Raw genomic sequence first — 25,039 nt, 5'->3', positions numbered from 1 at the left:
TTGGCCACACCACAAGTAAAAGTCATTGCCTAGGCAAAATACTTTGAAAGTAGGCTTTCACCGCGAATGTTCTCCAAAAGTTATAAACATTTGAATCCTTAAGACGCCCAGCGAGGACTGGGGTCGCCGGGGCGTCCAGCGCCTGCCGCCTATGGTTTAATATCTCTCACCGGCCGCAGGAATCAGATCTCAGCGCCGCGATCGGCCTGGCATCGAAGGGACCCCCATGATTGATCACGGTGCGCCGGGCTCAGACGAACGCAAAGTCGCAGTCATCCCAGATGCAAAGGCGGCGGCACTCTTCGAATCCATTGTCGTCAATGCCAACGACGTGGTGCTGGTAACCAGGGCGGAACCGGTTGACCTGCTCTCCGGCGGACCGGAGGTACTCTACGTCAACCCCGCCTTCACCCGGATGACCGGGTACGAGGCCCATGAGATTGTCGGCAAGACTCCCCGGATCCTGCAGTCCCCGAAGACCGACCGTGCCGAACTGGACCGGCTCCGCGCCGCGTTGAAGGCCTGGGAACCGGTTGAGGTGGAACTCCTGAACATCCACAAGGACGGGCAGGAATTCTGGGTTCAGATCAACATCACCCCGGTGGCAAACGCCCGCGGCTGGTTCACGCACTGGGTAGCTATCCAACGCGACATTACCCACCGCAAGCATCGCGAACTCGCGGTGCAGACGATGCTGGCAAACACCTCCGATCTCCTCATCATCCTCGATGACGGGAAGCGGATCGCTTCCCTCAGCCCGTCCTCCGAACAACTCCTGGGCGCGGCCGGTCACACCCACGTCGGGGAGGACTTCCTGACCCTGGTCCACCCCCAGGACCGGAAGGACGCCCATGGCTTCCTGACCGCACCCGCAGGGCTGCGGCTGGGCCGCAGCGCGATCGCCGAACTCAGGCTCCGCCACGGGGATGGTCGCTGGCGCTGGTTTGAGGTCAGCGTCGCGGACCTCGACGCTTCGGGGAATGACCCCGACAGTGCACTGGTCCTCGCCTGCAGTGACATCAGCGACCTTAAGGAAACGGAGCTGGAGCTGGAACAGTCGAACCAGCGCTTCCGCAGCGCGTTCGACGACGCCCCCATCGGGATGGCGGTCACCCTGCCTACCGGGGAGTTCATCCAGGTCAACCGTGCGCTGACCGAGCTGTTGGGCCGGGACGAGCAAACACTGTTGAGCATGTCGGTTCAGGATCTGACCCACCCCGACGACCGGGAACCGGCGGAGCGTCAGCGTCAGTCCCTCCTGCGGGGAGTCACCGGGCGACGCCGGCACGAAACCCGGTTCCTCCACGCCGACGGTGCGGTGGTGGGGATCCTGCACTCGTCCTCGGCCGTGCAGGATGCCAGCGGTGGCCCGGCCATGCTGATCGACCACATCGAGGACATCACCGACCGCAAGGCCTTCGAAGCGATGCTGCAGCACCAGGTGCTGCACGACACCCTTACCGGGTTACCCAACCGCGCGCTGCTGGTGGACCGCCTCAACCAGACGCTGAGCGCAGTGGGCGGAGGAGGACCTTCAGTGGCTGTGCTGTTCTGCGACCTCGACCGTTTCAAGGCAATCAACGACACCCACGGACACCAGGCTGGCGACAGCGTGCTCACCGAGGTGGCCCGCCGTCTGCAGTCAGCCGTGCGCCCCTCGGATACCGTCGCGCGCCTCAGCGGGGACGAGTTCGTGATTCTTTGCCAGGAGGCAACGGGCGAGCAGGCCTCCGCCGCTGCCTCGAGGATCCTGGCAGCGCTTGATGCACCGATTCTCGTTGGCGATATTGAAGTGTTTGTCACCGCCTCCATCGGCATCGCATTGTCAGATCCCGAGCACACCTCCTCGTCCGCACTGCTGCGGGACGCGGACGACGCCATGTATGCGGCGAAGGAGCAGGGCAGAAACCGCTCATCAATCTACGACAAGGCAATCGGCGTCCAGGTCAGGACCCGCGCCCAGCTGGAAAGCGACCTGCTGCGGGGCATCCGGGATGGTCAGCTGCGACTGCACTACCAGCCCGAGATGAGCCTCGCCGACAGGCAGGTGGTCGGGCTCGAAGCCCTGGTCCGGTGGCAACACCCCACGCGCGGCCTGCTGATGCCTGGTGAATTCATCGATCTGGCCGAGGACACCGGGCTGATTATCGACCTGGGTGCCTGGGTGATGCAGGAGGCGCTGCGCGAGGTGGTCAGGCGTCGCGCGGCCGGCATCGCAGCCCCCGTGATGTGGGTTAACGTGTCAGCGTTCGAACTGCGGAGCCCCGACTTTGCTGCCAGCGTGGGGCGAGCCCTCGCCGACCACGAGTTGCCGGGGTCGGTGCTGGGCCTCGAAATCACCGAGAGCGTTCTGATGGTCAACCTTGACCGGGCGAGGACTACGCTGGCTCTGCTGCGGTCCATGGGGGTTCATCTGGCCATTGACGACTTCGGCACCGGCTACTCGTCACTGTCATACCTGGCCCAGTTCCCGGTGGACACGATCAAGATCGATGGTTCGTTCACCGCGGGCCTCGATGACAATGCGCGACGGCGGGAGAGCTTCGCCGTCGTCAACGCCGTGATCGGACTGGCCCACGCCCTGAAGCTGCGGGTGGTAGCCGAAGGGATCGAGACCAGCAGCCAGGCGCAGTCGCTCCATGGGCTCGGCTGCGATTACGGGCAGGGGTACCTGCTGGGCCGCCCGAGCGAACACGGGTCCGCCAGTGCCAGCTCCCCGCCGTTGGACAGCGGGGAGCCGCTGGCCACCGCCGTCAGCCTCTAAAAACCGGTTTGCGCTTTTCCTGGAAGGCCGTGAAGCCCTCGGCATAATCCTCGCTGCTGCACAGGATGCCCTGGGCGGTATTCTCCTCGCTGATCGAATCCCACAGGCCGAGGCGACGGTCGCGGATGCCCGCCACCAGGGCCTTCGACGCGCGGAACGCCCCGGTGGCGCCCGAGGCCACCCTCTGAGCCGTCTCCCGGGTCCGCGGCAGGAGCTCCTCCGCCGGCATCACCCGGCTGAACAGGCCAGCCGCGACGGCGTCGGCTCCGGTCATCAGCTCGGCTGTGTAGATCAGGTCAAGGGTACGGTGGGCGCCAAGCCGCTCGGTGAAGAGCCAGTGCCCGCCGGAATCGAGGGTAGCTCCGAGGTTGGCGAAGGGAGAGCCCAGCTTCGCGGTGTCGGCCACATAGACCACATCCGTGGCGACCAGCAGTCCAAGCCCGACGCCGAGGCATGCCCCGTGGGCCGCAGCGAACGTGGGCGCCGGGAACTCGGCCATTTTCCGCAGCAGGGGTGTGACGAGCCCGTCCAGGTAGGCGACGGCGTCGTCGGTGGCAGGTTCCACCCCCGAGATGTCACGACCAGCGCAGAACGCGCGGCCCTCCCCACGCAGGACCAGCGCCCGGACAGAACCGGCGACAGCCGCAGCCGCCGCCTCGTCGTAGGCCCGCGACAGTTCGGCAATTCCCGCTTCGTCCAGCGAGTTCAGTTTTGCCGGGGCATTGAGCACAATCTCGGCGACATTGTTCTCATAGGTCAGGTCAATCATGGTCAGCGCCTTCCTCTCGGGTGGATTCCAGCCTAGCGGTGACCGCCCACCCGAACCCCGCCGGGGCCCTGGGTTTAGCTGTCCGAGGCGGACAGCGTCCCGCGGAGCACGCTGACCCCTGAGTGCACCGGATCGCCGTCCAGCGGTTCGTCCGAGACGTCCACGATGGGGAACGCGGCCAGGTCAACGCTGTCCGGGATGGTGAAGGAACTGGTGCCTGCCCCGACCACCCCGAGGCTGTACATCTCCTGCAGGTCCGGCGCGATCAGCCATACCTCCTGGTAGCCGGCAACCTGGTTGTCGGTCACAGTGATCTCAAGGGTGCGGGCACCGTCGTCGTCGGCGTAGACGGTGGCACTGCCCTGCGCGGTGAAGCCTTCCAGCGGATCCAGTTCACTCTGTGCCACCACGGCAGGTGCGGAATCCGCGCCGAACTGTTGCGCTGCCCAGACCGCGGCAGCACCGGTGAGGACTCCGGCCGTCACCGCGGCGACGAGGAAGCGGGAGGTGAAAGTCCGCCGTCCGTGCCGTGGCTCAAATGCCACCACCGTCGCTGCCGACTCCGCGGTCTCGGCGGGCTGGTGACCCGGTACTGGCGCGGCGGCCTGCGGGGTTCTGCTGAGCGGGTCCGGGAGCAGGGCGGACTGCAAGCCCAGTTCCTGGTGGATTCCCGCCCACACCTGCGGGTCCGGGGATTCCAGCGGGGCGCCGGCGAAATCCCCACGGGCCGCGAGGACCACGCTGTTCAGTTCCCGTACCTCGCCGGCGCAAGTGTCACAGTGATCCAGGTGACCCTGCGAATCTGCGTCAAGGGGTTCGTCGAGGGCAGCCATGCTGATGGTTCCCGGGTCAAGGTGCTGCATTCCAGGTCTCCAATCGGCTGCGTAGTTGGGTGAGGCTTCGGCGAATGTGGCTTTTGACGGTTCCGAGGGGCAGATCCAGCCGTGAAGATATTTGTTGATGTGTTAAGTCTTCGTAGAAGGCGAGCCGAAGGATTGATTGTTGGGGCTCACCCAATAACTTCAGCTCGGAATCCAGCACTACCCGGTTGGCCACGCTCTCGATCTCGTCCGCACCGTGTTCGCGCTCCCGATGATCTCCTACGGTGTGGGCCCGTTGCACGATTTTCTCGCTTTTCTGCCGGGCTCCCTGTGCGTCGGAGACGACGTTGCGGCTGATGCCGAGCAACCACGCGGGCAGGCTTCCCGTATCGGGGTTGTAGCCGGAGCGAAACCGCCACGCTCTGACAAACACTTCCTGGGTGACATCGGAGGCCGCCGCCCGGTCTCCCAGTGAACGGAGGGCCACGGTGAAGATCAGCGGGGCGAAGCATTGATAGGCGAGCGCCAGAGCGTGTTCGTCGCCGGCCGAGAATTCGGCGTCGCGCTGCCGTGTCCAGTCATGGCCTGGAGGTGTCAAACTACTCTCCTTACGGCGCGGCCGCGTCCCTGGTGCCCCCTGAAATGGCATCCGCGCTGCTGACCGGTCGCTGCGTGCATGGACCGTTCAGAGCGGGGAGGCCGTCAGCACAACATTATCCTCATAATCATCCTTGTCTACTAGCCAGTCCCCTCCGCAGGTGAGAATCATCAGCCGGTGTTCGCCATCGCGCTGGAAGATCTGGGAGGTGTCGAGGGTTGCCTTCGGAACATGCCTGACGTCGGTGACCCGGTACTGCACCGGCTCCGCGTTCTCGCGTCCGACAGTGATGATGGTGCCGAGTGGGACGTCCTTCAGCTGGGTGAAGGGCATGACCTCGGTCCCAATGTCGATGTGCGCGGCGAGGACTGCGTTGCCCGCGGAGGCGCCCGGCGCGGGGCCGTACCGGTACCACCCCGCCTCGTAGAAGCTGTCGGGGATTTCCATTTCGTTGTCGCTCGCGATGCCCACGTCGATCACATCGACGGAGATGTCGGTGCCGGCAATGTCGAGCGAGACGGGACGGGGCGTGGCTTCTGCCAGCGCTCCAGTGGCCGGACGGACGGGGACGCTCGGCGCGCCGTCGTCGGCTGGTTCCTCAGCCGGTGCGTCGGGTCCGGTCGCTTCCTGGGCGGTGGTGCCGCTCTCCGGCAGGTCCGGCGCCTCGATGGTCGCCAGCGGCGTTGATCGTTCGACGATCGTCGCCGGCTCCGCCTGGCTTGCGGAGGTTGCGCACCCACCAGCTAACAAACCAAGTGAGGCAGCCAGGGCCACTGCGGTCAGACGGAGGGACTTATGCGGCAAGGAGTGGGTCTTTCGTCGGGGGTGGGTAGACAGGTGGGCAGGGTAAGGAGCGAGAGGGGGCCCCCACCCTGCCCACACTGGTTTATTTGCCGGCGCGGGCGGTACGCACCCGGGCGGCGACAGCTGCTCCCGAGAGGAGCACGAGGCCGAGGGCGCCTGCTCCGAGGATCGCTGCGGTGTTGTCCTGCGCTGGGCCGGCCTGTGCGCCGGGGACCGCTGCAGGGTCGGAGTGGAGTCCCTCGATCACCTGGGTGGCGAGGGCAAGGTTGCCGTCTTCGAGGCTTCCCCAGGCGTAGACGATGGTTGCGGTGCCTTCGCCGAGGGTCAGGTCAGCCGGGCCGATCACAGGGTCGGTGGTCCCGGTGGCCGCCACGGAGGCCGAGATGGTGCCAGGGTCGGTGGTCAGGGTCGCCTCGTCAGGATTGCTGAGGTTCTCCACCACCACCGCATCGCCGGCGAGGACGTCGACCGCTGGGGCAGCCGCGGTGTGGCGGACGGTCAGCCGGGACTGGCCAGCCTCCACAGCAGAGACATCGTTCGTATAGAAGTTTGCTGTGGGGGCGCCTTCAGCGTCGAGGTTGGCGGTGGCCGTGTAGTTGCCGCCCGCTGCCAACGTCACAGCCACAGGGCCGATGACTGGTTCGCTGGCGTCAGCGGCGTCGGAGGCCGTCACCGCCAACTCGTAGTCGCCGGCTGGAAGTTCAAGGGGACCAGCCAGCTCGCCGGGGGTGAAATCGTCGAGGGTCAGGTCACCGTTGACGTAGACGTCGACCGTCAGGTCGGGGACAGCGTGAAGGACTGACAATGAGGCCGTGTCACCGGTTTCGGTGGCTACTGCCGGTGCTGCGACTGAAGCAGCGCCGAGAACTGCTACTGCTCCTACTGCGTAAAGGCTCTTTCGCATTTTTGCTCCTCACTCGGGCCCAGGGGGCCTCCAACTGATGCTTACACCGGTACTACCGTCGGTGGCGGCACTTTGGATGCAGGAGCATGAATATTTCTGTGAAAAAGGTCAGGCGTCGTAGTCCACCGAGACGGTGTCGCTGGTGGGACGGGACTGGCAGGTGAGCACGTAGCCCTTCTCGATCTCGTCCGGCTCCAGCGCGTAGTTCTCTTCCATCTCCACGGTGCCGGAGACCAGTTTCGCGCGGCAGGTGCCACAGACACCGCCGGCGCAGGCGAACGGTACATCGGGGCGTACGCGCAGTGCCGCGTTGAGAATTGACTCCCGGGCATGGGTGGGGCTGGCAACCTTGCCCTGCAGCCCGTCGAGGTTGAAGGAGATGGTGTAATTCTCGCCGCCGTCGTCAGCGCGGACCGGACGGCCGATCTGCCCTTCCGGCCGGGTGGGCTCGCCGGTCGAGAAAAGCTCGAACCGGATCTTCTCCGGCGCCACACCGCGCTCCGCCAGGGTGTCGCGGCACAGCTGCACGAGTTCGAAGGGTCCGCAGAGGAACCACTCGTCGACGTCGTCGGTCCGGATAACGGTGCCGAGCAGCTTTTCCAGTTTGTCAGCGTCGATCCGGCCACTGAGCAACGGGGAAATCCGTTGTTCTCGGGACAGCACATGGTGCAGGGCAAACCGGGCGGGGTAACGGTCCTTGAGATCAGCGAGCTCTTCGAGGAACATCACATCCATCGCTGCCTTATTCGCATAGATCAGGTCAAAGCGCACAAAATCGTTGGCGGCCAGCACCGTCCGGGCAATAGCGATTACCGGCGTGATGCCGGAACCCGCGGCCACCGCGACGAAGGTGGACTCCCCCGCGACGGTGAGGTTCTGCTGAAGGTGCTCAGGCCGGTTGAGCTCGTTCATTTCATGCTTGGAGATGAACTGGCCCATCGGGCTCATGACGTCGAGCCGGTCGCCTGCTTTCAGCGATTCGTTCGCCCAGCTGGAGAACACGCCGCCAAGATCCTTCTTGATCGCCACCCGGATCTCCCCCGGAACAGGCTCGGCGCAGATCGAATAGCTGCGGCGCACCTCGACGGGTGAGCCGTCGACGTCAAGGGTGGTGCGCAACGCGACGTACTGGCCCGGCAGGTAGTTGTACTTGCCAGCCAGGTGGTCGGGGACGGCGAAGGTGACCTCGACGGCGTCGCCGGTGAGCCGCCGGACCTCGGCGACGATGAGCTCGTTGAAGGCTGTGCGTCGCTGGGTGGACGGGGCAAGCTTGACTGCCATCTAGAGCACCTTGAAGTAGTCGAAGGGTTCCTTGCAGTCCTGGCACACATAGAGCGCCTTGCAGGAGGTGGAACCGAAGCGGGTGAGTTCGCGGGTATTGAGGGAGGAACACTGCGGGCACTTCACGCTGAGTCCCACCCGGATGGGTCCCGCCGCAGCGAGGCCGGCGGGCGGGGCAATGCCGTACTCGTCCAATTTGGCTTTGCCGGCGCTGGTCATCCAGTCGGTGGTCCAGGCCGGAGCGAGCGTGAGCCGCACCCGGACATCACTGTAGCCGTGTCCGGCGAGGGCGCTCGTGACGTCATCCCGGATCGCGTCCATGGCGGGGCAGCCCGAGTAGGTGGGCGTGATGGTCACCGTGACGGCGCCGTCGCCGTCGAGCGTTGCCTGGCGCAGGATGCCCAGATCCTCGATGGTGAGGACCGGGATCTCGGGGTCCACCACGGTGGCGGCGATATCCCAGATCCGGGCGGACTCGGCGTCAACAAGCCGGTGCGCGGTGTTGGTACTGGTGTCCACTGAAGACGCGTCGATGCTCATGCCTGCACCCGCCGTTACCAGGTGGCGCCGGGATGCTCGCGGGCGAGCACCTGCATTTCGGCGAGCAGGTAGCCGAGGTGTTCGCTGTGCTTGCCGGCACGTCCGCCACCGACCGCTCCTGGCACCGCGGGGATATCCAGGTCGGCCTCGGCGAACAATGCGCTGATCAGGGAATCGAACGGAGCCCGGAGGGTGCTCGGGCGGACCGCAGCCTCACCGAGGGTATCGATGAGCTGGTCGTCGACAAAGAGTTCCTCCACGTAGGGCCAGGTCAGTTTCAGTCCGGCGATCATGCGGCGGCGGGATTCGTCGGTGCCCAGGGCCAGGCGCAGCACCCACTGGCTGCTGTGGTCGCGGTGGTAGTCGACTTCCTTGACGGCCTTCGCTGCGATGGCCGCGAGGGTGGCGTCGGTCGAGTGCATCAGCCGTGAGTAGAGCTCGAACTGGTAGTGCGAGACCACCAACTGGCGAGCGATGGTGCGGGCAAAATCGCCGTTGGGCTGCACAAACAGGTGAGCGCAGCGGAACTCCGGTTCGCGCCGGAAGTAGGCCAGATCATCCTCGGTCTTGTCCAGGCCGTGGCCGGCGTAGCTGAGGAAAGACCGTGCGTGGCCGATCAGGTCCAGGGCGATGTTGCCCAGGGCCACGTCCTCTTCCAGCTCCGGTGCCCGCGAGATCCACCAGCCGAGCCGCTGGGAGAGGATCAGCGAGTCGTCGCCGAGGCGCAACGCATACTCGGCGACGTCGGCGCTCGGCCGCAGGTCCGCGGCGGCGATGTCTTCAGGGCGCAGAGCGTTGCCGGGGGTAATCCGGGTGGCGCTGGCGTTGGATTCGCTCACAGGTGCTTCACCCCGTCGCTCTTGGTGTAGTAGGTCGCATGCCGGTAGTCCTTGCCCTGCGGGGACTCGAAGAACTGCCCCTTGGCGTCGGGGTCGCTGGTGATGATCGACGACGCTGGCACCACCCACAGGCTCACGCCCTCGTTGCGCCGGGTATACAGGTCCCGGGCGTTCCGGACGGCCATCTCGGCGTCGGGCGCGTGCAGGGACCCAGCGTGGACGTGCGAGAGACCGCGGGAAGACCTAACGAAGACCTCCCACAGCGGCCAGGGCTGGCGCTTCTCGGGAGCTGCCGGGGCTGGTGCCGCCGAACCGTCGTCGCCTGTGGTTGAACCGCCGGTCATCTAGGCCGCCTTCTGCTGTGCTGCTGTGGCCCGCTTGTCGGCGTAGGCTGCCGCTGCTTCGCGCACCCAGGCGCCGTCCTCGTGGGCTTCACGACGGCGTTCCATCCGCTGGGCGTTGCAGGGTCCCCTGCCGGCGAGGACTTCCTTGAACTCGTTCCAGTCGAGCGGGGCGTGCTCCCACTGCTGGGTGTCCTCGTCGAACCGGATCTGGTCATCGGGCAGGGTCAGGCCGAGGACCTTGACCTGCTCCACCATCATGCCGACGAAGCGTGAGCGGAGCTCGTCGTTGGAGAACCGCTTGATGTTCCAGGCCATCGACTGCTTGGAGTTGGGCGAATCGTCGTCGGGCGGGCCGAACATCATCAGCGAGGGGGCGTACCAGCGGTTGACGGCGTCCTGGGCCATTTCTTTCTGGGCGGGAGTGCCGTTCGCGAGTTCCAGCAGGATCTCGAACCCCTGGCGCTGGTGGAAGGATTCCTCCTTGCAGATCCGGACCATGGCGCGGCCGTAGGGGCCGTAGGACGCCCGGCAGAGGGGCACCTGGTTGGCGATCGCGGCGCCGTCGACGAGCCAGCCGATGGCCCCCATGTCCGCCCAAGTGACGGCGGGGTAGTTGAAGATGCTTGAATAGCGGGCTTTGCCGGCGATCAGGTCTTCGGTCATCTTGTCCCGGGGGGTACCGAGGGTTTCAGCAGCCGAGTAGAGGTACAGGCCGTGGCCAGCCTCGTCCTGGACCTTGGCCATGAGGATGGCCTTGCGCTTCAGTGACGGTGCGCGGGAAATCCAGTTGGCTTCGGGCTGCATGCCGATGATCTCGGAGTGTGCGTGCTGGGAAATCTGCCGGGCAAGGGTCTTCCGGTAGGCCTCGGGCATCCAGTCGCGGGGTTCGATCCGTGAATCCTCGCTGATGAGGCGCTCGAACTGTTCGCGTCCGGCGCGCTCCTCTTCGGTCTCGGTGGCTGATTCGGCCGGCATCTGGTCAACTGCTGGTGCTGTTGCCATGGTGGTCACCTCACTGTGAGCGTCAGAAGTACGCGATGTCGGCCGCAGGTTAATTACCGACCGTTCGTTCAGGATATCGGGACGGCCGCCGGACAGTCAACCATCGCCCCTCCTGCCGTGCAGGTTCCCCCAGGTACTGACGCGGCGACGGCCACACCAGCGGCGTGTTGCGCCTCGCGCGCACTTTCACGACGGGAAGGTGGGGAATGCTGCACGGGATAGCTAGGTAGACAGTCTGACTAGTTAGTGCAACTATGTAGTCATGAGCGATAGACAATGGCCCAGCGAGTGGATGCGCGGCGTCCTCGGGATGAGTGTGCTCAAGGTCCTTGAGTCCGGCCCCACGTACGGCTACGCGATTGCCGCAGCCCTGGAGGAAGCGGGACTGGGCTCCATCAAGGGAGGGACCCTGTATCCGCTGCTGACCCGATTCGAGTCTGCCCAACTCGTCACCACCGAGTGGCGGGCGGGTGACGGCGGCCCCGGCCGCAAGTACTTCTCACTCACCGATGCCGGCCGGGCCGAACTGGCCCAACAAACCACCGACTGGCAAGCCTTCACCACCCAGACCCTGACCCACCTGAACGGAGCCCCAAATGATCACCAGTAACGAGCAGCGAAAGTGGCTGGAGGACTTCATTGTGGAATTGCGGCTGCGGGACGTCCCCGGTGACCTGATTGGCGACGCCGTGTCGACGGTCGAGGCTCACCTTCAAGACACCGGCGAAAGTCCTATCGACGCCTTCGGTCCGCCGGACGAGTACGCCGAGAACCTCGCCCTGCCGGGTCGCCGGAACGGAGGCGCGATGCTCTGGGTTGGTAGGGCCGTCGGCGTTGCCGCCTTCACCGTCTTGCCGTTCGCGATCACTCCGGTAGTCACTGGCAGAGACTTCGAGGTCACGGCCGTCCTGCTCACCCTGATCCTGGTCGTGTGCGCCGCCCTCGTGGTCATCTCAGTCAATCTGGATGCGATAGTGCGTTCATGGGCCATCTGGCAAAGCGGGCTGTTGGGGATGGGTATTGCCCTCGCAGTAGCAGCCGCAATTGGGCTGACCCCCGACGTGGTGTTCCTTCGACTGCCGGCGATCCCCATGTTGGTTGGTGCATGCCTGGCCGTGGCCGGCTTCATCTGGTGGGCTGCCCGAAGTGCCGATCCCGTGGTCCGCCCCACGCTCCGGATCAGCTGAGAGCCTCCGGGGGTGCAAGTCTCCCCAGGTACTGTCGCCGCCGTCGTGAATCCACCCGCGTGTTGCACGGCGCCACACGGCATGGGGCACAGAACCTGGGGAAAGCTGCACGGCTGAGTCTCTGGCAGGATGGATTCCATGACTGCAGAGACGCATTTCCCCGCCCCGCCCGTCGCCAAGAAGGTCCCGACGGAACGCACCCACCACTCGGACACGTTTGTCGATGAGTACGAGTGGCTGCGGGAAAAGGAGAGCCCCGAGGTGGTGGCCCACCTCACTGCCGAGAACAAGTACACGGAGGCCGTGACCGCTGGCCAGGAACAACTCCGGCAGGACATCTTCAATGAGATCAAAAACCGCACCCAGGAAACCGATCTGTCGGTTCCCTCCCGCAAGCGGGGCTGGTGGTATTACGCCCGCACCGAAGAGGGCAAGCAGTATGCCATTAACTGCCGGGTGGCAGCCACTGACACCGGGGACCTGAACCGGGACTGGACTCCACCGGAAATCGTCCCCGGCCAGCCGATCGACGGCGAACAGATCATGCTGGACGGCAACGCCGAGGCTGAGGGGAAGCCGTTCTTCTCCCTGGGCGGCCTGGCCGTCACCGAGGACGGGCACCTGTTGGCCTACTGCGAGGATAACGCCGGCGACGAGCGGTTCACCCTGCGCATCAAGGACCTGCGCACCGGCGAGCTACTCCCCGATGTGGTGCCCAACATCTTCTACGGCCTGGCCTTCTCGCCCGATGGCACCCAGGTGTTCTACACGGTGGTCGACGACTCGTGGCGCCCCTACCAGATCAAGTCCCACACCCTCGGCACCCCGGTTGAACAGGACACCGTGGTTTACCAGGAGGACGATGTCGCCATGTGGACCGGCTTCGACCTGTCCGCCGACCGCTCACAGCTGATCATCGGCATCGGCTGCTCCGAGTACAGCGAATACCGAGTCCTCGATCTGGCGAACCCCTCGGCAGGCCTCCTGACGCTGATCCCGCGCAGCGAGAAGGTGCTTTACGAGGCGGACCCCGTGACGATCGACGGCGAGCGCCACTACGTCCTGACCCACAACCGGAACGCCAAGAATTCGATGGTCAGCCTCGCCGCCGAATCCGAGTTCGGCTTACCGCTCGCCAAGCAGCGGTGGCGCACAGTGGTGGAGCACGACGACGCCGTCCGCGTGGGCGGTGTCGCCGTCACCTCCACACACCTCGTCGTCTCGGTCCGCAAGGACACCATCGAACGGGTCCAGGTCCTCCCGCTCGAAGGGCTCGGGACCCCTACCCAGCCTGTCCCCGAGGAGCCAGCGTTCGATGAGGAGCTGTTCACCTGCCACCTGGCCGACGCGGAGTTCGACTCGCCGATCATCCGGCTCTCCTACACCTCGTTCTTCACTCCCCCACGCGTTTACGACTACGTGCTCGACACCGGCAGCCTGCTGCTCCGCAAGCAGACCGAGGTGCGCGGCGGGTACCGGTCGGAGGACTACACGGCCGAGCGGCAATGGGCCACTGCGACGGACGGCACCCTGATCCCGCTGTCGGTGCTGCGGCGAACAGACCTTCCAGCGAACGGCAGCAATCCGGCCCTGGTGTACGCCTACGGCAGCTACGAGATCAGCATGGATCCGGGTTTCTCCATCTCCCGGCTGTCGCTCCTGGACCGCGGCGTGGTCTTCGTCGTCGCGCACATCAGGGGTGGCGGCGAGATGGGCCGCACCTGGTACGAGGGCGGGAAGAAGCTCACCAAGAAGAACACGTTCACCGACTTCGTGGATGCCACCCGCCACGTCGCGGCGTCCCCCTTCGTCGATCCGGGCAGGATCGCCGCCATGGGCGGGTCGGCGGGTGGCCTGCTGATGGGCGCCATCACCAACCTCGCCCCCGAAATGTACCGCGCGGTCGTGGCCCAGGTGCCGTTCGTTGACGCGCTGACCACCATCCTCGACCCGGAGCTGCCGTTGTCAGCCCTGGAATGGGAGGAATGGGGCAACCCGATCACCGACCCCGAGGTGTACCGGTACATGAAGGAGTACACCCCCTACGAGAACATCCAGCCGACGGCCTATCCCCGGATCGCCGCGGTAACGAGCTTCAACGACACCCGGGTGCTGTACGTGGAGCCCGCCAAGTGGGTGGCCAAGTTGCGTGAAACCACCACCGGCAGCGAACCGATCGTCCTGAAAACCGAGATGGACGGCGGCCACGGCGGCGCCAGCGGCCGGTACGAAAAGTGGAAGGACGTCGCCTGGGACTACGCCTTTGTGGCCTCCGCGCTCGGGGCCGAGAAGCCCCTGACCGGCGACACCACCGCCTAGCACCGCCGCCCACGGAGGAGGGCGCCGCATGGGCACCCTCCTCCGCGGTCCGTCTCGTGCGGTAATAGTGCTGCCCCCTGTCGTCATCGCTTGACACCAGCCTGCCTGCCGGTATTACCTGAATCAATTACCTAATGAACATTCGGTTACTAATCACGGTCACCCAGTAGTGAGGCTCCAATGGCGGACACCGGCGTCCAACCCACGCACCCTATCCTCGAACAGGACCATGCCTCGCGCTGGCTCGGGATCGACGTCGTTGCCCTTGACGACGGTTACGCGGTGATCACCATGACGCTGCGCCCCGAGATGCTGAACGGGTTCGGGATAGCCCACGGCGGGATGGTGTTTGCGTTCGCCGACTCGGCCTTCGCCCTGGCCTGTAACCCGGTCGGTGAGACCGAAACGATCACCGTCGCCTCGGGCGCTGACGTCACCTTCCTGGCTTCTGCCCGGCCAGGCGACCTGCTGACGGCCACCGCCACCCACCGCGCCTCGGCTGGCCGGAGCGGTCTTTACGACATTGCGGTGACCGCCGAGAACAGTGAGGGTACCCGTGCGATTGCCGAATTCCGGGGGCGGTCCCGCACCATCCCGAACCCGAACCGGCCCGCCGACGCCCACAGCACCGTTCCCGGCACAGCCGTCCCTAGCCGTGTTGTCCCCAGTAGTGGTGTCCCCAGCACAGAAAAGAGCCTCCCATGACCAGTACTGCACTCAAGGCCACCGCCGCTGATCCTGCAACCCTCGACGCCGAGGAGCTGATGTCCCGGGACCAGATCGAGGCACTGCAGCTCACCCGGCTCCAACACACCGTGCAGTATGCCTATGACAACGTCCAGCTGTACCGGGAGAAGTTCGACGCGGCAGGGGTGCACCCCACCGACCTCAAGGAGCTCGGCGACCTTTCGGTGTTCCCGTACACCACCAAGGAAGACCTGCGCCGCACCTACCCGTTCGGGATGTTCGCCGTCCCGCAGGACCAGGTGGCCCGAATCCACGCATCGTCAGGGACCACCGGCCGCCCGACGGTCGTCGGCTACACCACCGGGGATCTTGACCGCTGGGCCACGCTGGTGGCCCGGTCGCTCCGCGCGTCGGGCGTCAAGAAGGGCGACAAGGTCCACAACGCCTACGGCTACGGGCTCTTCACCGGGGGGCTTGGCGCCCACTTCGGAGCCGAAAAGCTAGGCTGTACAGTGATCCCCATTTCGGGCGGGCAGACCGAACGGCAGGTCCAGCTGATCACCGACTTCGAGCCCGACGCCATCCTGGCGACTCCCACCTACCTGCTGACCATCCTTGACGCGATGGCTGCCGCGGGTATCGACCCCGCCAGCACGTCGCTGAAGACCGCTGTGCTCGGCGCTGAGCCCTGGACCGAGGAGATGCGCCACGAGCTGGAGAGCCGGATGGGGTTCGATGCCTGCGATATCTATGGCCTGTCCGAGGTGATGGGCCCCGGCGTGGCGGGCGAATGCGTCGAAAGCAAGGACGGCTCCCACATCTGGGAAGACCACTTCCGGCCGGAGATCATCGACCCGTTCACCGACAAGGTGCTCGACGACGGCGAGCACGGAGAGCTGGTGTTCACCTCCCTCACCAAGGAGGCGCTGCCCATCATCAGGTACCGCACCCACGACCTGACGCGGCTGCTTCCCGGAACTGCGCGGCCCGGTATGCGACGCATGGGACGCATTACCGGACGCAGCGACGACATGATCATTCTCCGCGGGGTCAACCTCTTCCCCACCCAGATCGAGGAGATTGCGCTCCGCATCCCGGCGCTCAGCCCTCACTTCCAGCTGGAGATCACCCGTCCGGAAGGGCAACGGATGGACGCGATGACCGTCAAGATTGAACCGCGCGAGGGCGTCTCGGCGCACGACGCGGAAGCCGCGGCCAGCCACCTCAGCGAGCAGATCAAGATCCACATCGGATCCAGCTGCGCGGTCACCATCGCCGAGCCGGGTTCACTGGCCCGGTCCAGCGGCAAGCTCCGCCGCATCTACGATCTGCGACCCAAGGGCGGCAACTGATGCCGACCGCTTCCCCGCAGACGGCCAACCGCCGCGGGCGGCCCGGCTACGACCAGCAGGCCGTCCTGACGATCGCCGTCGACGTGTTCAACCGGCACGGCTATGAGGCGACGTCAATGGGCGTCCTCGCCGAGAACCTGGGAATCAGCAAGTCCGCCATCTACCACCACGTCCCCTCCAAAGGGGATCTGCTGCGCCTGGCGCTGGACCATGCCCTGGGCGGCCTGGAAGCCGTGCTGACCGACCCGCTGGCCACCTCGGGCAAGGCTGACGCCCGGCTGGAGTTCGTGTTGCGCGGCACCATCGCGGTGCTGATCGAGCGGCTGCCGTTCGTGACCCTGCTGCTGCGGCTCCGGGGAAACACCGAGGTGGAGCGCGGCGCGCTGGAACGACGGCGCGCCTTCGACCATCAGGTGGCGGCGCTGGTGGACGCAGCGCGCACGGAAGGGTCCCTACGCTCCGACATCGACCCACGCACCACCACCCGGCTGCTGTTCGGCACCATCAACTCGATTGTCGAATGGTACAAACCCGGCGGCGCTGTGACACCGGACCAACTGGCCGACGACGTCATCACGATGGTCTTCGACGGGCTCCACAGCACCTAGGACACCCCGAGTCCATCCGCGGGCTCGGCTACTTCTCGACGAGCGTCAGGACGTCGTAGGTCGCGACGATTTCGTCGTCCTGGTTGTGCAGCACGGCGTCCCAGGCGACCTCACCGTATTCTTCGTCCTCGCGCGGGGTGATGCGCTTGGCGGTCAGGGTGACGCGGATCGAGTCGCCAGCAGCCACCGGGGTGATGAACCGCAGGTTCTCCAGCCCGTAGTTGGCGAGCACCGGCCCCGGAGCGGGGTCAACGAACAATCCCGCACCCCAGGACAGCAGCAGGTACCCGTGCGCCACGATCCCTGGGAAGAACGGGTTGGCGGCAGCGGCTTCCTCGTTGGTGTGCGCGTAGAAGGTGTCCCCCGTGCTGTTCGCGAACGCAGTGATGTCCTCAAGGGTCACCTGTCGCAGCTCCGAGCGGACGGCGTCGCCAATCTGCAGGGCCGCCAGGTCCTTGCGGAACGGGTGCGTGTCATCGAACCGCTGGTTGGCACCGGTGTGCCAGACGCCGGTTACCGCGGTGAGCATGTTCGGGGACCCCTGGATCGCGGTGCGCTGCATGTGGTGCAGGACCGATCGGATACCGCCGAGTTCCTCGCCTCCGCCAGCGCGTCCCGGTCCACCGTGCACCAGGTGCGGGACCGGCGAGCCGTGGCCGGTGGAACTGCGGGCATCTTCCCGGTTGAGCATCAGCACCCGCCCGTGGTGGGCTGCGATACCGAGAACCAGCTCGCGCGCGACGGCGGGGTCGTTGGTGCAGACCGTCGCGACCAGTGATCCTGCGCCGAGGGCGGCAAGCCGAACGGCGTGGGCGGCGTCGTCGTACCCGATCACCGACGCCACCGGACCAAATGCTTCAACGGTGTGCAGCTCGATTGCCTCGGCATTTTCCCAGGTCAGGAGGACCGGGGACATGAACGCACCGTCCGTGACGGTATCCACCGTGCCGTCGGCACGGGTGACGCGGGGAGCGTCGAGGGTGCCGTAGGCCAGTTCGCCGCCGGCGGCGATCATGGTCTCGACGGCGCTCCTGACATCCCTGAGCTGGTCCAGCGATGCGAGCGCACCCATCGTGACACCCTCGGCGCGCGGATCGCCGAGGACGACCCGCTGCTCGATGCGCTCCCTCGCCGCGGCGACGACGTCGTTCACCAGCGCCTTGGGCACGATGGTGCGGCGGATGCTGGTGCACTTCTGCCCCGCCTTGACGGTGATCTCGGTGACCAGGGACTTGATGAAGGCGTCGAATTCGGGGGTGCCGGGGACGGCATCCTCACCGAGGATCGCGGCATTGAGCGAGTCCGTTTCGGAGGTGAAGCGGACGCCGCCGTGCACCACGTTGTCATGGGACTTCAGCTTGTTGGCGGTCGACGCCGACCCGGTGAACGACACCATGTCCCGGTAGTCCAGGTAGTCCAGCAGATCGCGAGCGGACCCGGAGATCAGCTGGAGCGCCCCCTTCGGCAGGATGTTGGATTCGATGATGAACTTCACGACGGCGGCCGTCAGGTACCCGGTGGGGGTCGCCGGTTTGACGATGGTCGGTACGCCGGCCAGAAACGCCGGCGCCAGTTTCTCGAGCATGCCCCACACCGGGAAGTTGAAGGCGTTGATCTGAACTGCCGCACCGGGGATCCGGGTGTAGATGTGCTCGCCGAGGAAGCTGCCATCCTTGGAAAGGATCTCCGGTGGGCCGTCCACCACCACGTTCGAGTTCGGCAGCTCGCGGCGGCCCTTGGACCCGAAGGTGAAGAGCACCCCGATCCCGCCGTCGATGTCCACCATCGAGTCGATCTTTGTGGCGCCGGTCCGGGCGGACAGCTCATACAGCGACGTGCGCTGGTCATTGAGGAATTGCGCCAGGGCCTTGAGCATGAGCGCCCGCTGGTGGATGGTGAACTCCCCCAGCTCCCGCTGACCGGTGGTGCGCGCATAGTCGACCACCTGGGCGACGTCGAGCCCCTCGGTGCTGACGACCGCGAGGGTTTCGCCGGTGCTGGCATCCCTGACCTCCGCACTGTTGCGGTCCGTCAGAGAGCCGGCGTCGGGCGTCCACCAGGCGTCCTCGATAAAACTGGGAACAGTCTGAACGCGTACCGCTGTTGAAGTCATCGTCGACTTGCCTTTCGCCTTTGGGTGTCTCGAGCGCCCGCCGCCTCAGGGAGGATAACTGAACGGACGTTCGGTAATATGTCCAGCGTACATTAACCGACATTTTCCGCACCCGTTTCTTTCCTCCCTAAGGAGCCCTCCGTGACCCATCAGGTCTGGCAGATTCAGCTTGGCGAACTCGACGAGAAGATGGGCGTGAAGATTCTCGAGCAGTCGGTGGAGAGGGTGGTGGCTACCATGCCGGTGGAAGGCAACCGGCAGTCATTCGGCTTGCTGCACGGCGGTGCGTCGCTAGCGGTCGGTGAGGCCGTGGGGTCGTGGGCGGCCGTGATCCATGCGAGCACTCTGGGGAAGACGGCCGTCGGCGTGGATGTGTCGGCCACCCACCACAAGTCGGCCCGCGAAGGAATGGTCACCATCACCGCCACCCCAATCCATCTGGGCGGCACCCTCACCACCCATGAGGTGGTTTTGACCCACGACGACGGCACCCGCCTCTGCAGCCTGAGGATCACCAACCTGATCATCGACCGCCGCTAGGTCATCAGCTAGCGGTTTTTCGCCAGCCGATGGGTGAGCCCCGCCAACACCTGAGGCCACTCGGAGGCGATGATCGAGAACACGACGGTGTCCCGCAGACTGCCGTCGGGACCCCACCGGTGGGCGCGCAACACCCCGTCCTGTTTGGCGCCCAGGCGGGCGATTGCCTCCCGCGACTGCTGGTTCATCCAGTGGGTGCGGAACTCGACGGCGGTGCACCCGATTGTTTCGAAGGCGTGGGCCAGGAGCAGCAATTTGCTTTCGGGGTTCGTTCCAGTGCCTTGGACGGAGGCTCGGTTCCAGGTGTAGCCAATCTCAACCCGCGGTGTGTCGGCGTCGATGTTGCAGTAGGTGGTCATGCCGAGAACCTGGCCGGTGTCATTCCGGCGGAGGGTGAAGGGCAGCATGGCACCCTGGGCCTGCAGCGCCAGCCTTCGGTCGATCTCCTCAGCCATTGAATCAGGAGTGGGCACCGAGGTGTACCAGAGATTCCACAGTTCGCCGTCCCGGACAGCGTCGACCAGTCCATCGTGGTGCTCAGTCGAGAGCGGCTCCAGGGTGACGGATGGGCCGGTGAGCGTTACGGGTAGCAGTGCGGTCATGGGCCCATTCAACCACGCGGGTTGTCCTGCCGCGGGCTGATTCTGACGGACAGGCTAGCCGGTCAGCCGGGCCCGTAACCCTGCCAGTTCCGCGGCGGTGAGGCCCGCATCCAGCAGATACCGCTCGGCGTCGAAATCGTCCAACAGCTCCCGCAGATGCGCTACCGACAGGTCAACACGCTCCGCCAGCTCGGTTTCGGACAGGGGTATCTCTCGAGGAGTCTCCTGGGTCGAATGGAACTCGTTAATCCCCCGGACACCCCTGGCGTAGTCCTGGACAATCTCATCGGTGGGCACTCCCGCGGCGGCCAGCATCACCGTCATCACGAGGCCGGTGCGGTCGCGGCCAGCCGAGCAGTGGACCACGACCCCACCGTCGGGCGCGTTGATCACCGCCCGCACCACCGCGACGATCTTTTCCGGCCAGCGCCGCAGGTTCTCCAGATAGTACTTCGGCGAGCTCAGGTACGGGCCCACCAGCTCCATGAACTCGGCGTCGGACTGGTCCTCGGTGGGACAGTTGACGATCGAGAAACGGCCCAGCGCTTCCTCGGCAACCGCCGGGTCGTTCTCCCGCCGACCGTACTCTCCGGGATTCCGGAGGTCGACGACGGTGCGGACCCCGTCTTCATGCGCCTGCTGCCAGCCGTCAGCGGTGATCCACTCGTGGCGGCCCATCCGGTAGATCCGACGCGGTTGGATGAGGCCGCCCAGGCCGCCGAGATCGCGGGCGTTGACCGCTCCGTCCCACCCGACGACGCCCGGGCTGGCAGCGTCAGCTGCCTGGTCTGGGTGCGAGATCATGTCCACACCCTAACAAGTGGCGGCCCGGCGGCGGATCTTTCCGCCCCCCCATATCCAGGAAGCCTCCGCAGGAGTACCTTGAACCCATGAAAACTCCCCTAAGGTCCCTGCTGGGACGCAGCACCGCCGCCACACTTCTCGCGTTTGGGCTGGTCGCCGGCACCGTCGCCGGCCCCGCCTCAGCCACCGCCCCCGACCGGCACCGGGGACCCGCCGACTATGTTGCACTGGGCGACTCCTATGCCGCCGGATTCGGCGCAGGATCCTACGTCAATGCCTGCGGGCAATCCCCGCTGGGACTGCCGGGTCTCCTCGATGAGCGACGGGGAATCGAGCTGACCTTCAACGCCTCCTGCAGCGGGGCGAAGGCGACCGCCGACCGCACCGACGCCATACCTGACCTTCCCGAGCAGCTGGAGCAACTCGTCGGCGCCGGGTTGATCGGAAAGGGCACCGACCTGGTCACGGTGTCAGCGGGGGGCAACGATCTCGATTTCGGCTCGGTAGTCGGTGCGTGCGCCACTCAACCGCTCGCCGTCTGCGAGCAGGTGATTGACTCCCGCACACTCCAGGCCCAGACGACGCTCGCCGCGGCGCTGGATGAACTGTATGGAAACCTCCGCGCCGCCGCACCGAAAGCGCGGATTGTTGTCACCGGCTACCCACACCTGTTCTCACCACGATCGGGATCCGAAGTACTGCTCAGCACCGAGGCGCAACGGTTGTTCAATAACGGCACCGATGCGCTCAACCAGGTCATCCGGCACAACGCCGAAACCAACCGACTGCAGTACGTGGACGTGGTGAAGAAGTTCAAGGGGCACGGCATCGGGACCAGGGACCCGTGGATCACCTACACCGGGTTCACCGCTATCGACGACCTGCACCCGACTGCCAGGGGGTATGAGCGCGGCTATTTCAAGGCGGTCCGCAGCACGGTCAACCTGTCCACCCTGTGGCGCTGAACGGGCCGCACCGCTGACAAGACTGTGGGCTGATCGGGACCGGGCGTTGCGTGGAACCCGTCTAACGGAGCAGCTCGTAGAACCGCCAGAATCCGAAGTTCTCGATCGGCAGCGTCCTGATGTCGGAGAACCCGGCTGCCACCGCATACGCGTGCAGGACGTCGGGGCGCATCACCGTCCCGGTGGCGGTGCTGAGTGGGTGTGACATGCCGTCGGGCAGGCAGATAAGCAGGCTGAACCCGTACATCAGCCGCTCCAGTTCATCTCCCGGTGCGGTGAAGGTGTCTGCGACGGCCTCGTCCATGACAATCACCGTTCCGTGCGGGGCGAGGGCCTGCCGGGCCGCGGCGAGGACTTCCACCGGGTGGGGAAGGTCGTGGATACATTCGAAGGCGAACACGGCGTCGTACGACGCCGCGGGGATCACCTTGGCGTCCGCCTCCCAGAAGATGACCCGGTCCTGCACACCCGCGTGCGCGGCATTGGCGGTCGCCAGCTTCACTGACGCAGGGTCGACGTCGAATCCCTCCACCGTCGCGTTCGGATAGGTGCGGGCCAGGGCGATGCTCGACCACCCCCCTCCGGCGCCCACATCGGCTATCCGGGCGCCGGGTCGACGTAACTGCGCATCCAGGTGCTCGATCCCCTCCAACGCGCCGGGGAGGGCGGACTCGAACCAGGGGCGATTCATGTCGGCCTGCGACTCCCGGGCGTCAGCACCAAAGTCTGACCACCCCACACCGCCTCCGGTCCGATAGGCGTGGAGCAGGGATGGGAGTTGCACTGCGGCCCCAGCAAACATCCGGGCCAGCGGGGCAAGATAGTTCAGACTTCCCTCATCGGTGAGCACCTCCGCCGCACCCGGGGGGATGGAGAACTTCCGCTCGCGCGCCGCGGCGTCGACGCCGTCCACCGGCCCGGGCGCAACGGCGAGGATCCCGGTAACTGCCTGCTGCTCCAACCATTCCCGGGTGTACCGCTCGTTCGTGCCGGATCGCTGGGCCAGCTCGGCGGCGGTCGCGGGCCCACCATCCCGCAACTGCCGGTACCATCCCAGGCGGTCGCCCAGATGGATGGCGAGCGCGTCGACCATGCCCAGGGAGGCATCGAGCACACGCTGGGCCATCGTCTCTGCAGTAGGAGTGGTGTGCTCGTGATCCTGTGATTGTTGGCTGGCCTCGCTCAAAGGGTGCCTCCCTTAAAACACCTCACCGGGTGTGACGGCTCCTCAACCTGAGCCGTCAGTGGATTGCCACTATGGCCCAACTTGCGTTCGCTGGCAAGGCGTTCGCTGTAGCATGTGGGAAACCAAAGGGTCTCGTTATGGCCCGCTTTCCCCCTTCATCTCTCGAGCCCCAAAGGCCAACCATGAAGTACCGCGCACGCACCACTGAATCAAAAAACGTCCTGGCGGGCAGCGAACGTGACCTGTACCGGATCCAGGCCATGTCCCAGGAAGCCCTGGACAAGCACCCAGCGGTAGCTGACGGCGTCGAGCAGATCAAGATGGACCTGCTCGCTGAAACGGCTGACGCGCGCCAGGTGGTGGATCAGTCGAACGTCGAGGCTCCCGCGCCCCGGAGAGCCACACGCTGGTCCGGGCTAGCGATCTTCGCAGTGATCATCCAGGCGCTTACCTTTCTGGCGGCGGGCTTCGCAGGCTTTGTCCTGCTGCCGCCAAGGCAAAGCTTTAACCTGGACCTACCCTACCTAGTCCAGTTCAGCACAGTCGGTGCCTACATCACTATCGTCTTAGTGATCCTCGGCCTGCTGCTTCCGGCACCAGGGGATAAAACCTATCGACGGCAGTCCTGGCAGCTCTATGGAGCTGAGGTGTTGATCGTCGCCGTAGGCGTCGCCGTGGGTCTCAACCGGTCGAGGACTGATGCCGATGCTGCGGAGGCGAACTGGACGCCGTGGCTGATCGCCAATCTGGTGGCTGCAGTGCTGCTCCTGGCGCTCACCGCCAGGGGCTTCGCTGCGTCCCGTGAGGAGCCTGTGGAGCTGGAACCCCAGGACGTCGACCGGGACTACTTCACTGCAATCCACGGCGTCAAGCGTGGAGCCATCGACCGGCTCGAAACCCTGATGAACGGGAATCCCCAGGAAAAGAAAGCCGTGGACCATGAGTGGCAGAGCGCTGTGAAGACAGCATCGCGCAAGAGGCAGATCTCCAAGAACGCGGCCGCCCACGCCAGCCGCACCACTGCATGGCGCTGGCAGCTCGAACTCGTCGCCGAGCCCGATTACAAGGTCCCGGAGGAGCAGGAGAGCCAGCGATGAAGTACCGCGATCCCAAAACGCCGGCCAGGAATGTCCTCGCTGGCAGCGACCAGGACCTTGATCGGCTGCGAACCCTGGCGGAGCAGACACTGGACCAGCATCCGGTGTCTGCGCCGGGCGTCGAACGGATCAGGCAGGACCTGCTGTCGGCAACGCAGGATGCCCGCCGGGATTATGAGCGGGTCGCCACGGCTACCCCCCTTCGGCCTGGCTGGGGCGGATGGACTGGACGTGACCTTCTTGTGGCAAGTGTCCACAGCCTGGTGTTCTTCGCTGTGGCAAGTTTCGCCTTCGTTCTGCTGCCCACCAGATTCAACCGCACCAGCGACCTGGGAAGCATGCTGACGTGGAGCACCAATTCTGGTTATGTCGCCGTCGCGGTCATTATCGTCGCCCTGCTGCTCCCCCGGGCCCCGATCAAGGACCTGACCCGTCAGCTGGCCGGGTTCAGCCTCCTGCAGGTGGCGTTTATCGCCGTCGGTTTGGCGTACGGCGGATACCTCTCCACCTTCCGTGATGACGCTGCCGAAGCGGGCTGGACCCCGTGGCTGGTTTCCAATCTGGTGGTTGTGGTGATGCTTCTTGCTCTTGCCGCCAAGGGGTACGCCTCGGCCCGGCATTGGTCACCGGCGAGGGGACGGAAAACGATGGAGGGCGACTACAGGGCGGCAATCCACGGGGCTAAACGGGAAGCCGTTGACCGCCTCGAAACCTTGCTCCGCCACCACCCCCAGGACCGGCTGGAACTGGAGCAGAAGTGGCGGAACGCCGTGCAGCGCCTGGTGCGTGAGCGGCGGATCTCCCGGAGGGCAGCTGCCAACGCGAAGGTCAGCACCCCGTGGCGCTGGCAGCTGGAAGCGGCTGCCAGCCCCAGGTATCGGGCGCCCGAGACTCAGACGCTCAACGACTGACC

At 65.6% G+C, this 25,039-nt stretch carries 25 protein-coding genes; 11 read left to right on the top strand and 14 right to left on the bottom strand.

What is annotated here, in order from left to right; genetic code table 11:
• Positions 1–226: 226 nt before the first annotated feature.
• Entirely contained in the window at positions 227–2,764 is a 2,538-nt protein-coding gene (locus HMI57_RS09975) for an EAL domain-containing protein (protein ID WP_171585854.1), read from the top strand.
• Here the strand turns inward: HMI57_RS09975 and HMI57_RS09970 are convergent.
• From HMI57_RS09970 to paaA, 10 genes are all read right to left on the bottom strand, one after another.
• Positions 2,754–3,533 carry an enoyl-CoA hydratase/isomerase family protein gene (locus tag HMI57_RS09970; RefSeq protein WP_171585853.1) on the bottom strand — a complete coding sequence of 260 codons (780 nt, stop codon included), beginning with the start codon at positions 3,531–3,533 and terminating at the stop codon, positions 2,754–2,756. The genes HMI57_RS09975 and HMI57_RS09970 overlap by 11 nt on opposite strands.
• A gap of 74 nt (positions 3,534–3,607) precedes the next feature.
• The gene (locus HMI57_RS09965; protein ID WP_171585851.1) at positions 3,608–4,396 is read right to left on the bottom strand and encodes an anti-sigma factor; all 789 of its coding nucleotides are present in this window, start codon (positions 4,394–4,396) and stop codon (positions 3,608–3,610) included.
• Positions 4,383–4,952: a sigma-70 family RNA polymerase sigma factor gene (locus HMI57_RS09960; protein WP_225667962.1), complete on the bottom strand. Its 570-nt coding sequence runs from the start codon at positions 4,950–4,952 to the stop codon at positions 4,383–4,385. The genes HMI57_RS09965 and HMI57_RS09960 overlap by 14 nt, the downstream gene beginning before the upstream one ends.
• An 87-nt stretch (positions 4,953–5,039) precedes the next feature.
• Positions 5,040–5,756 carry a class F sortase gene (locus HMI57_RS09955; protein ID WP_228721036.1) on the bottom strand — a complete coding sequence of 239 codons (717 nt, stop codon included), beginning with the start codon at positions 5,754–5,756 and terminating at the stop codon, positions 5,040–5,042.
• A gap of 82 nt (positions 5,757–5,838) precedes the next feature.
• Positions 5,839–6,660, bottom strand: coding sequence for a DUF4397 domain-containing protein (locus HMI57_RS09950; RefSeq protein WP_171585847.1), 822 nt, complete (start codon positions 6,658–6,660; stop codon positions 5,839–5,841).
• A 108-nt stretch (positions 6,661–6,768) separates the two neighbouring features.
• Complete coding sequence (paaE, locus tag HMI57_RS09945; RefSeq protein ID WP_171585845.1) at positions 6,769–7,941, bottom strand: 1,2-phenylacetyl-CoA epoxidase subunit PaaE; 1,173 nt, start codon at positions 7,939–7,941, stop codon at positions 6,769–6,771.
• Entirely contained in the window at positions 7,942–8,481 is a 540-nt protein-coding gene (gene paaD, locus HMI57_RS09940) for a 1,2-phenylacetyl-CoA epoxidase subunit PaaD (protein WP_171585843.1), read from the bottom strand.
• 14 nt (positions 8,482–8,495) lie between these two features.
• Positions 8,496–9,320, bottom strand: a complete 825-nt coding sequence (gene paaC / locus HMI57_RS09935) for a 1,2-phenylacetyl-CoA epoxidase subunit PaaC (protein WP_171585841.1) — start codon at positions 9,318–9,320, stop codon at positions 8,496–8,498.
• A complete protein-coding gene (gene paaB / locus HMI57_RS09930; RefSeq protein WP_171585839.1) occupies positions 9,317–9,664 on the bottom strand; it encodes a 1,2-phenylacetyl-CoA epoxidase subunit PaaB in 348 nt (115 codons plus the stop codon). The genes paaC and paaB overlap by 4 nt, the downstream gene beginning before the upstream one ends.
• Positions 9,665–10,639: a 1,2-phenylacetyl-CoA epoxidase subunit PaaA gene (gene paaA, locus HMI57_RS09925; RefSeq protein WP_171585930.1), complete on the bottom strand. Its 975-nt coding sequence runs from the start codon at positions 10,637–10,639 to the stop codon at positions 9,665–9,667.
• Positions 10,640–10,928: 289 nt separating this feature from the next.
• Between paaA and HMI57_RS09920 the strand changes: the two genes are divergently transcribed.
• The 6 genes from HMI57_RS09920 to HMI57_RS09895 all read left to right on the top strand — a co-directional run bounded on the left by HMI57_RS09920 (position 10,929) and on the right by HMI57_RS09895 (position 16,819).
• Positions 10,929–11,276, top strand: coding sequence for a PadR family transcriptional regulator (locus HMI57_RS09920; protein WP_171585837.1), 348 nt, complete (start codon positions 10,929–10,931; stop codon positions 11,274–11,276).
• A complete protein-coding gene (locus HMI57_RS09915) occupies positions 11,263–11,853 on the top strand; it encodes a hypothetical protein (protein WP_171585835.1) in 591 nt (196 codons plus the stop codon). The genes HMI57_RS09920 and HMI57_RS09915 overlap by 14 nt, the downstream gene beginning before the upstream one ends.
• 138 nt (positions 11,854–11,991) lie before the next feature.
• On the top strand, positions 11,992–14,172 hold the full coding sequence (locus HMI57_RS09910; RefSeq protein ID WP_171585833.1) for a S9 family peptidase: 2,181 nt from the start codon (positions 11,992–11,994) through the stop codon (positions 14,170–14,172).
• Between the two features lie 180 nt (positions 14,173–14,352).
• Entirely contained in the window at positions 14,353–14,877 is a 525-nt protein-coding gene (paaI, locus tag HMI57_RS09905) for a hydroxyphenylacetyl-CoA thioesterase PaaI (RefSeq protein WP_171585831.1), read from the top strand.
• A complete protein-coding gene (gene paaK, locus HMI57_RS09900) occupies positions 14,874–16,211 on the top strand; it encodes a phenylacetate--CoA ligase PaaK (protein ID WP_171585829.1) in 1,338 nt (445 codons plus the stop codon). The genes paaI and paaK overlap by 4 nt, the downstream gene beginning before the upstream one ends.
• Complete coding sequence (locus HMI57_RS09895) at positions 16,211–16,819, top strand: TetR family transcriptional regulator (protein WP_171585827.1); 609 nt, start codon at positions 16,211–16,213, stop codon at positions 16,817–16,819. The genes paaK and HMI57_RS09895 overlap by 1 nt, the downstream gene beginning before the upstream one ends.
• 28 nt (positions 16,820–16,847) lie before the next feature.
• On the opposite strand, the gene paaZ is transcribed toward HMI57_RS09895, so the two are convergent.
• On the bottom strand, positions 16,848–18,932 hold the full coding sequence (paaZ, locus tag HMI57_RS09890; protein ID WP_171585826.1) for a phenylacetic acid degradation bifunctional protein PaaZ: 2,085 nt from the start codon (positions 18,930–18,932) through the stop codon (positions 16,848–16,850).
• A 189-nt stretch (positions 18,933–19,121) separates the two neighbouring features.
• Here paaZ and HMI57_RS09885 point away from each other — a divergent pair, with 189 nt between their 5' ends.
• Entirely contained in the window at positions 19,122–19,472 is a 351-nt protein-coding gene (locus HMI57_RS09885; RefSeq protein ID WP_216607327.1) for a hotdog fold thioesterase, read from the top strand.
• Positions 19,473–19,480: 8 nt separating this feature from the next.
• Here HMI57_RS09885 and HMI57_RS09880 read toward each other — a convergent pair whose 3' ends face one another.
• Together HMI57_RS09880 and HMI57_RS09875 are read right to left on the bottom strand one after the other, a co-directional pair.
• Positions 19,481–20,074: a GNAT family protein gene (locus HMI57_RS09880; RefSeq protein WP_171585823.1), complete on the bottom strand. Its 594-nt coding sequence runs from the start codon at positions 20,072–20,074 to the stop codon at positions 19,481–19,483.
• Positions 20,075–20,128: 54 nt separating this feature from the next.
• A complete protein-coding gene (locus tag HMI57_RS09875; RefSeq protein WP_171585822.1) occupies positions 20,129–20,878 on the bottom strand; it encodes a tyrosine-protein phosphatase in 750 nt (249 codons plus the stop codon).
• 86 nt (positions 20,879–20,964) lie between these two features.
• On the opposite strand from HMI57_RS09875, the gene HMI57_RS09870 reads away from it, so the two are divergent.
• A complete protein-coding gene (locus tag HMI57_RS09870) occupies positions 20,965–21,843 on the top strand; it encodes an SGNH/GDSL hydrolase family protein (protein WP_171585821.1) in 879 nt (292 codons plus the stop codon).
• A 61-nt stretch (positions 21,844–21,904) separates the two neighbouring features.
• Here HMI57_RS09870 and HMI57_RS09865 read toward each other — a convergent pair whose 3' ends face one another.
• On the bottom strand, positions 21,905–23,029 hold the full coding sequence (locus HMI57_RS09865) for a class I SAM-dependent methyltransferase (RefSeq protein ID WP_228721035.1): 1,125 nt from the start codon (positions 23,027–23,029) through the stop codon (positions 21,905–21,907).
• Positions 23,030–23,211: 182 nt separating this feature from the next.
• Between HMI57_RS09865 and HMI57_RS09860 the strand changes: the two genes are divergently transcribed.
• Complete coding sequence (locus HMI57_RS09860) at positions 23,212–24,126, top strand: hypothetical protein (protein WP_171585820.1); 915 nt, start codon at positions 23,212–23,214, stop codon at positions 24,124–24,126.
• Positions 24,123–25,037: a hypothetical protein gene (locus HMI57_RS09855; protein WP_171585819.1), complete on the top strand. Its 915-nt coding sequence runs from the start codon at positions 24,123–24,125 to the stop codon at positions 25,035–25,037. The genes HMI57_RS09860 and HMI57_RS09855 overlap by 4 nt, the downstream gene beginning before the upstream one ends.
• Positions 25,038–25,039 lie beyond the last annotated feature (2 nt).

The organism is Arthrobacter sp. 260 (assembly GCF_013116745.1).
Lineage (GTDB): Bacteria > Actinomycetota > Actinomycetes > Actinomycetales > Micrococcaceae > Arthrobacter_D.
Note: the sequence above shows the minus strand (reverse complement) of the source record. Positions and strands in the feature narration are given on the sequence as shown.